Raw genomic sequence first — 12,525 nt, forward strand, 5'->3', positions numbered from 1 at the left:
ATTCAACTCCAGCTTTACGGTCAAGCGCGCACCATATTGCGGGAAATTTCAAGCGCAAGATATGTTTTGCAGATTTTAAACATATACGGGATAGAACAAGATAGATCGGTTGAATTATGCCGAACGGGGGAAGATTTGAAAATTTCAGCATCCAGATTGCCAGAAACAAAATCTGCAAAGTCCCGTTTTCCGGGCAAACCAATCTGGTGGATGCTGTTCGTGCTTTTAGCCCTGCTAGGCCTATTGAGCGTCACGCTGACCGTTCCAATTGGGCCGATGTATTGGGACACGTATCTCTATCTGGATGCAGCTCAACGTATTCATACAGGACAAATACCATCGGTCGACTTTTCAACGCCTGTTGGGCCGCTTGGATATTATCTTTTCGCATGGGGCATGAAGCTTTTTCCACACGCCCAATCTTTGTTGCTTGTGCAATGGTCATTGCTTGCAGTTGCAGCACCTTTGATGATCGTCGTGCTTCTGGAAGTTGATAGAAAAAGCAGAACGCTTGCCTTCGCACTTCTCATTCCATTCCTGGTCTTTGCCATCTTTCCCGCCAACGTGCAGACTTACACATCTTATCCGGGGCTGGATGGCTTCGGCATCTATAATCGTCAGGTATCGCTGCTGCTTTATGTGTTGACATGCGGACTGATGTTTATTGCAGATGGCCGCAAACTAGCAGCCTTTTGTGCCGTTGTTATGCTCGCACTGTTTCTAACAAAAATCACCGGATTTTTTGTTGGTGGTCTTTTCGGTCTGACTGCAATTCTGGCTGGGCGCATCTCACTTAAAAGCGTTCTGGTTTCGACGGCTCTTGCGCTATTCGCCCTCGTGGCACTCGAATTAAACAATCACATAGTTTCGGCTTATATTGCGGACATTCAGCAGCTGCTTTTATTGAACGAAGATGCATTGCTGCCGCGTTTCCTGACGGTTGTTTCCGGCACATTGGACGTCATTCTGCCAACTGCAATTCTTGTTGTGGTTCTGCTATGGCTCGAAACCACACGCAGCATAGGTCGTGACCGCTTTTTCGACCGTAGTTCGATATGGGTTGCCGTCATTTTGTTCGGCGGCATTGCTGTAGAGACACAAAACACCGGCAGTCAGGAATTTATTTTTATCTGGCCAGTTTTGCTGATGATCTACGATCGTATCAAACATGTCGAAGGCAAAGCCAAAATCGCTTTCGTGGTGCTCGCAGCTTTCTGCGTTATTCCAACTTTTAGCAAAGTAACGCATCGAACTTTGCGGGCGATCGCTGTGGCACCAACCTATGTGCAACCGCCTGTGACCGAGCTGAAAAACATGCGCCAAGTTTCGGCCCGGCCTGACATTATGACTCGCGCAAAATTGCTGCCCGAGCATTATGCCAATTACCCCGCGCCTTATGAGACCCTTGCAATGCAAGGACAGCTGCCAAGCTGGCGGCTTTATTCCGAACTTGATTATCAAATGTATTGGCTCATCTCAGCTGACAAAGCCGTTAAAGCGTTTAAACAATTTGAGACGAAATCCGGTCTGCATCTTGATACGCTGATGACGCTCGACTTCACCGATCCGTTTCCTTGGCTACTTGATCGCAATGCGACCCGTAAAATCCAAATTGGTGCAGATCCGTTCCGCACTGTTCTCGCCATGTCGCCTGAAACCAAAGCTGCGGTTGAAGCAACTGATGGCGTATTGAGGCCTAAATGCCCGATGACGACATCGCGCCTTGCCTTGCAGGAAATCTATGCCGATGCGCTCAAAGATCGCGATGTGGTTGCGCTCGACCCTTGCTGGGATTTATTGCTGCGTCCCGGCATTCTGCAAAAATAAAAGCCGGGTGAAATCACCCGGCTTTTTCGCTTTACTTGATTTGCGCTTTCACGAAGTCTTTGACGATGCCAACAATGCCGCGTCCGAGAATTTCATCCAGCGCTGTGATGAACTCATCCACATGCTGACGGCCACAAATAAGTGGCGGCTCGAGCCGGATCACGTTGCGATTATACTCTGTGAAGGCAACCAACACGCCGTGATCACGCAGCAGATGACTACCAATAAAGCCCGGCAGTGAGCCTTTCAACTTGTCATCAAGCATAGCCAGCACAGGGCGAAGTACCATTGGCATGGCGTTGGAGAAGTCATGAAACTCCAGCCCAACCATCATGCCCTTGCCGCGCACGTCCTTGATGAGTTTCGGATAGCGTGCGTGCAGCTCATTAAGACGCCCCAGCAGATAATCACCGGTTTCCGCCGAGTTATCGATGAGATGCTCGTCGTAAAGCACGTTGATTGTTTCAATTGAGGTGATGCAGGCTTCGCCAATACCGCCGAAAGTTGCCATGGCGTGGATCATCGCCGTCTTTGGCGTACCATAGGCTTTCATATAGACGTCACGCTTTGCAATCATCGCAGCCATCGCTGTCTTGCCACCGCCCAATGACTTGGCTAGCGCCGTGACATCGGGAATAACCCCATAATGTTCAAACGCGTAGAATTTTCCTGTCCGACCAAATCCGCACTGCACTTCATCAGCAATCCAGATGACACCATACTGATCACAGAGCTGGCGCAGCTTCTGCCAGAATACAGTATCGGCTTGAATGATGCCGCCGCCGCCCTGAACGGTTTCTAGCACGATGACGCCAATTTCAGGGTCTGAGCGGAACGCGTTTTCGATTGAATCAATATCGCCGAACGGTACGCGCACCGTATTATCGACCAGCTTGAACTCACCACGATAAAGCCCGCCATCGGTGATCGAGAGCACACCCTTGGTTTTGCCGTGGAAAGAATTTTCGGCATAGACGATCTTCGGCTTCTTCGGCCCTGCAGCACGTTCTGCAACCTTGATAGCAGCTTCCATTGCTTCCGAACCGGACGAGCCTAAGAACACCATATCAAGATCGCCCGGCGAGCAGGCGGCAATGTCATAAGCGAGCGCTGCCGCATATTGCGACATGAAAGCAATCGCAATTTCGTGCCGCATTTCTTCCTGAAATTTGCGGCGTGCTTCCAGAATACGCGGGTGATTGTGCCCCAGCGCCAGAGACCCGAAGCCACCGAAGAAATCGAGAATCTTGCTACCATTTTGGTCATAATAATACATGCCTTCGGCACGCTCGATTTTCACCTTGTGAAAGCCGAGCAGCTTCATGAAATGAAGCTGTCCCGGATTTAGGTGTCCAGTGAAAAGCTCAGTCATGCGCGGCAGGTCAAGCGCCTTGGCGTCTTCAACCGTCAGAAGTTTCGGCTTAGGCGTGGTATTTGTCGTTACTAAATTTGTCATGGCCTGTCCTCACGCTGCCTTCGATGCAAGCTTTTTGTGATATTCGCTATAGGCTGCGATCAGCATATCTTCATCTCGATATTGCGGCACCCAGCCGAGTTCCCGCTCGCCTTTCGACACATCAAGAACGCACATTTCATCGGCAATCAGATACTGCTCCGGGTCCATCAAAGGCTTGTTGAGCCAGTCGAGGAAATCCAGCGTGCGCTTGACCGCCCAGGCTGGTGTCGGCACCAAAATGGATTTCGAGCCCGCGTGTTTGACCAGATCGCCAAGCAATTTGCGCACCGGCGGCGGATTGAGCGAGCCGAGATTATAAACCTCGTTCGGCACGCCTGCCTTGAAAGCGGCATAGCAAGCAGACGCACAGTCGAACACGGAAATAAACTGATAAGGATTTTTGCCCGATCCGATCATCGGCACGGGCAGATTGTTATCGATCAGCTTGAACAGCTTTTCCAGAATGCCAAGGCGTCCCGGTCCGATAATCAAGCGCGGACGGAACAGCGAAATGTTCATCCCTTTCTTGCGCCATTCTGCGGCCAATTCCTCGGTCTTCAGCTTCGACAGGCCATATTCACCAAGTGGATTGCAGGGGTGATCTTCCTTCTGCGGCCAGACATAAGTGTGGCCATAGACCATATCGGTGGTGAAATGCACGAGGCGCTTTGCGCCAGCCTCGTCCATTGCCTTGATAATGTTTTCCGTACCGTAATAGTTGACCGAAAAGAAGAAATCATGACGCTTGGCGCGCACCTGAAGCGGTGAAAGCATTTTGGCCGAGAGATTATAGACCATATCGTCGGCGCGAAGCCCAAGCTTGCGGATGGCTTCCGGGTCAGTCACATCCGTATGCACGAAAGTCGCATCACTATAATGCGCCAGATCGCTTTTCACTATGTCTGCAACAACGACTTCATGGCCATCAGCGAGAAGCATGGGAGCCAGATAACGCCCCACAAACCCATCGCCACCGAAAATAATATGTCTCATAATCCTGCCCCGGCTCTAAAAATTAAACTGGTGTACGGTCTTGAACCACTGCGTTCTGTTCAGCGTTGGGCGTCTTACCGCTCTGTGCGATCAGCACAGTTCCAATGCAAATGAATGCAATACCCGCGATCTTGTAGGCGCCCAGCTCTTCCTTGAATAAAAGCCATGCGAACACTGCCACAGCGACATAGGCAAGGCTTAGGAAAGGATATGCGAATGATAAATCGACTTTCGAGAGCACATACATATGCGACGCCATGGAAATCACAAACATGGTCAGACCAGCGAAAACCCACGGATTAAATAAAATCTGAAATATCCGATAAATCAGCGTGTCAGCTGTATAGCTGGCATTACTGAACGTCATCATTCCGTATTTAAGCAATAGCTGTGCTGCCGCATTCGTCGCGACCGTAAAGAGAATGAATGGGATATATTTCATGATCTGTCCCGTTTTAATTAGTGAGAGCGGTACGCCGCCAGAAATCAGAGCAAAACCGCGCATCGCGCATGTCTTCAAGCTGCCGCCATTCTGGAAAGCCTGCCTTGAATGTCTCGGCACTCATGCGTTGATCCTTATAGGGATTTACGCGCCCGTCTGCCTCAACGGTCATTTTGTCAAGCTGGTCCAGCAGATCAAGCGTCTTGCGCCCGCGATTGGGAAAATCCATCGTGAGCGTATAACCAGGCCTTGGAAATGACAGCAGCCCCGGAGAATGCAGATCACCGAAGCGCTTGAGAACTGTCAGGAAAGAGGCTTGTCCAGCATCGCGACTTGCTGCCAGCATTGCAGGGATTGTTTTCTCTGCCGCCTCAAAAGGTATGACGCTCTGATGCTGATATAGCCCGGCGGGGCCGTAAAAGCGGTTCCAATTGTGCAAACCATCCAGCGGATAGAAAAAGCCCGCAAAGCCTGTCAGATGCGGCTCCTGCTTACGGCGCTTTGTATAAAAATATAAGTTGTTAAAGGCTGTCAGGCTCACCTTATTAAGCATCGAAAATGGCAGATCAAACGGGACCCCGAGCCGCGCCGCGCCAGTATTCACGCTGCGATTACCATTGATCGCGTGATGACCGGTAATCAAAACGCCACGCCCTTCCGAGCGACCCGTTGCCAGTTGATCCACCCAAGCCACCGCATATTCATTGTCGCGGTCGGCTTCTTCCGCAATTGCGAAATACTCAGACAGGCTTTTAAACGGTGTGATGCGTTCTTCGACATCCAGTGATCCAACCGGCATCAGACGTATGCGGGCATTGAGGATAAGCCCCGTCAGGCCCATACTGCCAATGGTTGCCGCGAAGAGCTCAGGGTTCTCAGCACTCGAACATTGGTAATGCACACCGTCTGAACGAAGCAGTTCAAAACTCTCCACATGACTGCCGAAAGTGCCACGCACATGGTGATTTTTGCCATGAACATCATTGGCGATTGAACCGCCAAGCGTCACAAAACGCGTACCGGGAGTAACCGGCAGAAAATAGCCGTACTTGGCCACCGCCTGGATAATTTCGCTCAACAGCGCGCCAGATTCCGCTTCCAGAATTCCGGTATGCGGGTCGAAACTGACAATGTGATTGTGCGTGCGCATTGGCACAAGCAAGCCCGCATCATTATGGCAACTATCGCCATAAGACCGCCCATTGCCGAAAGCGAGCAACGTTTCCGGGCCTTCCAGTTTGGAAAATACATCGTCGAACGCAATCACGTTACGCTTGCGGCGATCAATGCGTCCAAAACTGTCAAAAGACTGGTCCATCATCGCATCCCGGCAACAAATAGCAGGATTGTTCCTATCGCGATCACGACCTGACTGCGCCAGTCATTGGCGAGAAACACGACCGGATCGTCGTCCATCTCTTTGCGATGCGCCAAAATCCAGACACGGATAATGATGTAGAGGACAATCGGAACCAACGGCCAGATCAGCCACGGATAGGTATAGAGCTGCTGAACGGCTGCGCTGTTAATGTAAAGCGCCAAAACCACAACAGCCGTGAAGCCAGACGCGACACCGCTTTGCCCGACAATATCCATATCCTCCGGTCGATAGCCGCGACCAGCGATGCGATCTTTTTCCGTTGCCGTCGAGTTCTGAAGTTCCACATAGCGCTTGACCAGCGCCAGCGACAAAAAGAAAAACATCGCGAAAGCCATCAGCCAGAATGACTGTGGAATTTCTGTCGCCGCAGTGCCACCCAAAAGCCGAAGCGCATAGAGCGCCGCGAGACAGATAACATCGACAAGAAGTGCGCGTTTCAAAACAAGCGAATAAGCTGTCGTTGCGACAAGGTAAGTGCCGATGACCAGACTGAAGGCCAATGGCAAAAAGAAACAGGTTACTGCGGTAATCACGAGCAGCAGAAATGAAACTTTAAGGCCAAAAGGAATGCTGAGCGCGCCACTTGCAAAGGGACGCAGCCGCTTCCTCGCATGTTGTCTATCGAGCGGCAAATCAATGATATCATTGATGATATATATCGCTGAAGCCGCAGCAGAAAACGCAACAAAGGCTAAAATTGAAGCAATAAAGTCTTCTGCAAAAAAGATCGTATGCGCCAGAATAGCCGGTACGAAAACCAGCAGGTTTTTAAGCCATTGATGCACACGCAGCATTTTGAGATATGGCTTTAAACCAGTAGCTGGCTTTTGAAATGACTGGCTGTCATTTGCCTTCTGAAAGCGCGATGCGGCACGATCAGGTGCTACAATGATCGCTTCGCGCGCAGCCGCAAAAACTGCAAGATCCGCACGGTCATTACCGGCATAATCGAAGCCTCTTGCACCATAATGCTCTGTCAGCGCTTTCGCTTTACGATGCGAAGACAAGTTGGTCGCGCCCGAGGTCGCAAAGACCGCTTCAAATATTCCTAGCTCTTCTGCAACGGCCCGCGCCAACGGTTCCGCAGCCGCCGTTGCAAGCACCAGTCTGCGCCCTCTTGCATGTTGATGCCGCAGATAATCGAGAAAATCCTGCCTGTATGGCAACAAAGAAACATCAAACGAAATACGGCTTGCAATTTGCTGTTTCAAGTTGGCTTTGCCCGAAACCAACCAGACGGGCAGCAAAAGCAGATATAGTGGATTTCTTTTCAGTAGAACGAAAATGCTTTCCCACAGCAGGTCAGTCGCGATCAGCGTTCCGTCAAGATCAACGGCCAAAGGCACTTCATGGCTTTTGTGCCGCTCATCCATATTAACGTATCCCCGTGATGCATGCCCGCAAGGCAAATCTCGTTCGCTTTCATCGGCAGTCATAGGACGAGAAAACAAATGAATTATAAAAATTCCCCAAACAACCGATAATTGTTATCGGGCCAGATGTCTCTACCAATCTGATTATTCGCCAATCGCTTATAATTTTGGTTAATAAACCTTCGGCTATATAAACACTGGTTAATTATTATACTCCATCATATAAGGCATTTTCGGTGTGGCATCCGACACGCACCTGCTACCGTTTCGCTTCGGTCTGAGAGCCTGATCATGAATATGGAATTCGCTTTGACTGACGGTGCCAATGTTTTCGAACTCGCACCTATTTCTCTTTGGCTCGAAGATTACAGCGGGTTGCGTGAGCAATTCGAACAGTGGCGGAAGCTTGGCGTTACGGATTTAAGAGCATTTCTCAAAGAAGACACGAGCCGCCTGCGTATCTGCACAAGTCATATCCGTGTTCTCAAGGTCAATCGCAAAACGCTGTCGCTTTATGAAGCGCAGGATTTCAACCATCTGGTTGAAAATCTGGAACGTGTTTTCCGTGACGACATGCTCGACCCGCATATCGACGAAATGGTGCAGCTCTGGAATGGCGACAACGCGTTTAACAGCGATACCATCAACTATTCACTCAATGGCAAACGTCTCGATATTCAGCTCAAAGGCGTGGTTCTTCCGGGGCACGAGGAAACGTGGGACCGAGTTCTTTTATCCATTGAAGATGTGACAGCACGCGAAGAAGCGCGGCGCGAGCAAAGCAAGCACAAACAGCATGCCGAAGGCCTATTCGAGCATTCGCCTGTTTCGCTTTGGGTTGAAGACTTCAGCCGTATCAAGCAATTGATGGATGACATCCGCGAACGTGGGATAGAAGATTTTCGGATATTTACGGACGTGCATCCAGAATTTGTACGCCAGTGCATGAGCGAAATTCGCGTTCTCGACATCAATCGTGAAACGCTGGATTTGTTTGCAGCACCGAATAAAGAAACGCTTCTGAAAAACCTGCCACATGTCTTCAAAGACGACATGGAGACGAATTTTCGCGAACAACTGATTGATCTCTGGAATGGCGTCTATTTTCAACGCCGTGAAGTCGTCAATTATGCACTTGATGGCACAGAACGACATTTATTGTTGCAATTCTCAGTTCTTCCGGGGCATGAAAACGATTGGTCGCTTGTTCAGGTCGCGCTTGCTGACATTACAGCCCGCAAAAAAGCTGAAGCCTATCTCGAATATCTTGGCAAACACGATGTTCTGACCAAGTTGCATAACCGGGCATTCTATGTTGACGAACTCAATCGGCTTGAGCGCAAAAACCACGAGCCTGTCTCAATCATCATTATTGACCTTAATGGCCTTAAAACGGCCAATGACCAGCTTGGGCACGCGAGTGGTGACGGCCTGCTACGCCGGATCGGCGAAGTTCTGAACGAAGCCGTCAAACTACCCGGTCACGCAGCCCGCATTGGCGGTGATGAGTTTGCGGTCGTTCTGCCTTATATCGATGAACGTGGCGCGGATGCTGTCATGGAAGACATTCGTCGGCTGATCGACATCAACAATCAGTATTATTCACACCTTAAGATTGAGCTTTCTATGGGTGCGGCTACCAGTATGCCGGGCGAAAATCTCGAGACAGTTGCCAAGCGCGCTGATCTTCTGATGTATGCGGATAAGCGCAAACATTATTCGACGGAAGCATTGCGAAAGTCTCAGCTCTCTTAGAGCGCGTCGCGCTCTAATTTTTACTTTACGCGCATCCCGAAAACCGTTTCACACTTTTCGGGATGCGCTCTTAATCATTCATCAAACTTGATAATCGCTTTTCCGCGCGTGAGATCTGTCACGAGTTGCGCCAGTTCACCTTGAACAGCGAGCGGCATCGCGCCGATAATTTCAACGCCCGTCGCTGTGAAGTTTTCGCTGATGATCGTCACATGTTCAACAGCCGTGAGACGCGCTTTAATCAGTGCATGATCGGAGAAGTCGTACCCAAATTGGAACCCTATAACCGGGATCACCTCGGTCTTTTCCGCTTGTCGTAAACACATGGCCGCTGTGCCGCCATATGCGCGCATCAATCCGCCACTACCCAGCAAAATACCGCCGAACCAGCGCGTGACGACCACTGCGATATTATCAAGCTGCTGACCATCAATGGCTTGTAAAATGGGCTTGCCCGCCGTGCCACTTGGTTCGCCATCATCGCTGAAACGATAATTCTGACCAATGCGCCATGCCCAGCAATTATGATTGGCAGCAAGATCGGAATGTTCAGCCAAAAAGTCTTTCGCCGCTTGTTCATTCGCAACAGGAGCAGCGACGCCTAAAAAGCGGCTCTTCTTGATCTCCTGCGTAATGGTCTCAATGCGGCTGATGGTGAACATGTCTATCCTGCAAACGGTATTTCTGCGGCCTAGCATTTTACGTAGCGGATGACGACCCCTTATGGCTCCGTTAGCATTGCAAGCATGCAAAGTTGGGTATAAGTCAAACGAGAAATGAGCAGCACTTTATAGCGCTCATATTTTTATAACGACCAAGAGGCTGCCGATGTTCGATCTGATTGTAAGAAACGCCAATCTTCCCGACGGACGTGAAAAGCAGGACATTCTGGTCAAGGATGGCAAGATTGCCGATATTGTCCCATCCAAGGGTGAACATCAGGCAGCGAAAGAAATCGACGCATCAGACCGTCTGGTCACGCCTCCTTTTGTTGATCCACATTTCCATATGGACGCGACCCTTTCGCTTGGCTTGCCGCGCCTCAATCGGTCGGGGACACTACTGGAAGGCATTGCACTTTGGGGCGAGCTAAAGCCAATGCTGACCGTTGAAGCGATGGTTGAACGCGCTCTGCGCTATTGCGATCTTGCCGTCAGCCAGGGCTTGCTTGCTATCCGCAGTCATGTCGATGTCAGTGATCCACGCCTTCTCACTGCCGAAGCGATGATCGAAGTACGCGAAAAGGTAAAGCCTTACATCGATCTGCAGCTGGTAGCCTTCCCGCAGGACGGCTATTATCGCTCGCCGGGCGCTGTCGATCTCGTCAACCGCTCACTTGATATGGGCCTTGATGTCGTGGGCGGTATTCCGCATTTTGAACGCACCATGGCTGATGGTGCAGCCTCGCTTGAAGAGCTCTGCCGCATTGCTGCTGAACGTGGCCTGCCGGTTGATATTCATTGTGATGAAACCGACGATCCAATGTCGCGCCACGTTGAAACATTGGCAGCACAGACCATGCGCTTTGGTCTGCAAGGCCGCGTGTCTGGCTCGCATCTCACCTCCATGCATTCCATGGATAACTATTACGTTTCCAAGCTCATTCCGCTCATCGCAGAAGCGCAAATGAATGCCATTCCAAACCCGCTCATCAACATCACCTTGCAGGGCCGCGCCGACACATATCCGAAACGCCGCGGTATGACCCGCGTGCCGGAACTGATGGCTGCTGGTGTTAACGTAGCCTTCGGCCACGATTGCGTGATGGATCCATGGTATTCGATGGGTTCAGGCGACATGCTGGAAGTTGGCCATATGGCCGTTCATGTGGCGCAGATGACATCCATCGAAGGCAAAAAGCAGGTCTTTAATTCGCTCACCGTTAATTCGGCCAAAGCGCTTGGTCTCGAAGGTTACGGTCTTGAAAAAGGCTGCAACGCAGATTTTGTCGTGCTTCAGGCACGCGATCCGCTGGAAGCACTGCGTCTCAAGGCCAACCGCCTGACAGTCGTCAAGCGCGGCAAGATCATTGCCGAAACACCGCAGCGCATCAGCAATTTGAACCTAGCAGGACGGCCTTCATCCGTGGATGGTGCGGATTACGCGCCACGCGGATAATACCCACAGAAATGCGACGGAAAACTAATGCCTGTTTTTCAATCGTCTGATAAAAGCGCTTGAATTAACGGCAGATTCGTCTGAAATACGTGACATTGCTCATAAGCCTCAACAAAAGAGGCAGAGCAAAAAGTCGCGCATAATTGCACGTCTAAAATCACCCAAGAGGGGTTCCTATGACCAAAATATCCACATTCACACGCCGCAGCGTTCTCGTCATGTCGGCAGCACTCGGTGCAACCGCACTCACCACCAGCGTTTTCGCAGCCGAAGAAAAGCTGAAAGTTGCAGGCATCCATGCATCGCCCGTCGAAAATGCATGGAACTCGCGCCTTCATGAAGCGCTCAAGCAGGCCAATGATGAAGGCGTTATTGAATATGTCTTCTCAGAAGGCGTTTCTGCCAGCGATTATCCCCGCGCCATGCGCGAATATGCCGAGCAAGGCATCAAGCTGATTGTCGGTGAATCCTATGCGGTTGAACGTGAAGCGCGTCAGGTCGCAGCAGATTATCCGCAGACGACCTTCATCATGGGTTCGTCCGGCAAAGAGCAGGGCGATAATTTCGGCGTATTCGGCACCTGGAACTTTGAAGCAGCATACCTTGCAGGCATGCTCGCAGGTGGCATGGGCAAAACCGGTACATTCGGCTCGGTTGGCGCTATTCCAATTCCTGAAGTCAACATGCTCATCAACGCATTTCAGGAGGGCGTAAAAGAAACCCGCCCGGATGCGAAGTTCAATGCGTCGTTTATCGGCACGTTCTTCGATCCACCAAAGGCACGTGAAGCGGGTCTTGCACAGATCGACGCTGGCGCAGACATTCTGTTTGGCGAACGCATCGGTACGGCAGATGCTGCCAAGGAACGCGGCATCAAAGCGATTGGTTCGCTGATCGATTATACGCCACGCTATCCTGACACTGTCTTCGCCAATGCGATGTGGAATTTCCGCCCGATCCTCAATGCGGCCATCGCTGACGTTAAAGCCGGATCGCCAACCGGCAAGGACTACACGCCATTCAGTCTGATGAAGGAAGGCGGCAACGACATCGTTTACGTCAAGGGTTCGGCACCAGCAGACGTCGAAGCGAAGATGGAAGCGCGCCGCGCTGAGATCAAAGCTGGCACCTTCAAAGTCGAGCCAAACCCGGCTGAACCTAAGTAACGAATTTCAGGACA

General features: G+C 50.9%; 10 protein-coding genes. 4 read left to right on the forward strand and 6 right to left on the reverse strand.

Annotated features, from left to right (window positions below; translation table 11 throughout):
• Positions 1–141 precede the first annotated feature (141 nt).
• On the forward strand, positions 142–1,827 hold the full coding sequence (locus ACOZHT_RS08825; protein ID WP_421565692.1) for a hypothetical protein: 1,686 nt from the start codon (positions 142–144) through the stop codon (positions 1,825–1,827).
• A gap of 31 nt (positions 1,828–1,858) precedes the next feature.
• On the opposite strand, the gene ACOZHT_RS08830 is transcribed toward ACOZHT_RS08825, so the two are convergent.
• From ACOZHT_RS08830 to ACOZHT_RS08850, 5 genes are read right to left on the reverse strand one after another with little or no spacing between them, the layout of a single operon-like run.
• A complete protein-coding gene (locus tag ACOZHT_RS08830; RefSeq protein ID WP_421565618.1) occupies positions 1,859–3,283 on the reverse strand; it encodes an aspartate aminotransferase family protein in 1,425 nt (474 codons plus the stop codon).
• A 9-nt stretch (positions 3,284–3,292) separates the two neighbouring features.
• On the reverse strand, positions 3,293–4,276 hold the full coding sequence (locus ACOZHT_RS08835) for an NAD-dependent epimerase/dehydratase family protein (protein ID WP_421565619.1): 984 nt from the start codon (positions 4,274–4,276) through the stop codon (positions 3,293–3,295).
• 22 nt (positions 4,277–4,298) lie between these two features.
• Complete coding sequence (locus tag ACOZHT_RS08840) at positions 4,299–4,718, reverse strand: EamA family transporter (protein WP_339510097.1); 420 nt, start codon at positions 4,716–4,718, stop codon at positions 4,299–4,301.
• A 13-nt stretch (positions 4,719–4,731) separates the two neighbouring features.
• A complete protein-coding gene (locus ACOZHT_RS08845; protein WP_339510099.1) occupies positions 4,732–6,036 on the reverse strand; it encodes an FAD-binding oxidoreductase in 1,305 nt (434 codons plus the stop codon).
• Positions 6,036–7,472, reverse strand: coding sequence for a UbiA family prenyltransferase (locus tag ACOZHT_RS08850; protein WP_339510101.1), 1,437 nt, complete (start codon positions 7,470–7,472; stop codon positions 6,036–6,038). Before ACOZHT_RS08850 ends, ACOZHT_RS08845 begins: the two co-directional genes overlap by 1 nt.
• Positions 7,473–7,763: 291 nt before the next feature.
• Here ACOZHT_RS08850 and ACOZHT_RS08855 point away from each other — a divergent pair, with 291 nt between their 5' ends.
• On the forward strand, positions 7,764–9,227 hold the full coding sequence (locus ACOZHT_RS08855; protein WP_421565620.1) for a diguanylate cyclase domain-containing protein: 1,464 nt from the start codon (positions 7,764–7,766) through the stop codon (positions 9,225–9,227).
• Positions 9,228–9,301: 74 nt separating this feature from the next.
• Here ACOZHT_RS08855 and ACOZHT_RS08860 read toward each other — a convergent pair whose 3' ends face one another.
• Positions 9,302–9,889 carry a YigZ family protein gene (locus ACOZHT_RS08860; RefSeq protein ID WP_339510106.1) on the reverse strand — a complete coding sequence of 196 codons (588 nt, stop codon included), beginning with the start codon at positions 9,887–9,889 and terminating at the stop codon, positions 9,302–9,304.
• 166 nt (positions 9,890–10,055) lie between these two features.
• On the opposite strand from ACOZHT_RS08860, the gene ACOZHT_RS08865 reads away from it, so the two are divergent.
• Entirely contained in the window at positions 10,056–11,345 is a 1,290-nt protein-coding gene (locus ACOZHT_RS08865; protein ID WP_339510108.1) for an amidohydrolase family protein, read from the forward strand.
• A 176-nt stretch (positions 11,346–11,521) separates the two neighbouring features.
• Positions 11,522–12,511 carry a BMP family protein gene (locus ACOZHT_RS08870; RefSeq protein ID WP_339510110.1) on the forward strand — a complete coding sequence of 330 codons (990 nt, stop codon included), beginning with the start codon at positions 11,522–11,524 and terminating at the stop codon, positions 12,509–12,511.
• Positions 12,512–12,525 lie beyond the last annotated feature (14 nt).

It is taken from the genome of Ochrobactrum sp. EDr1-4, from assembly GCF_049199085.1.
Taxonomy (GTDB): domain Bacteria; phylum Pseudomonadota; class Alphaproteobacteria; order Rhizobiales; family Rhizobiaceae; genus Brucella.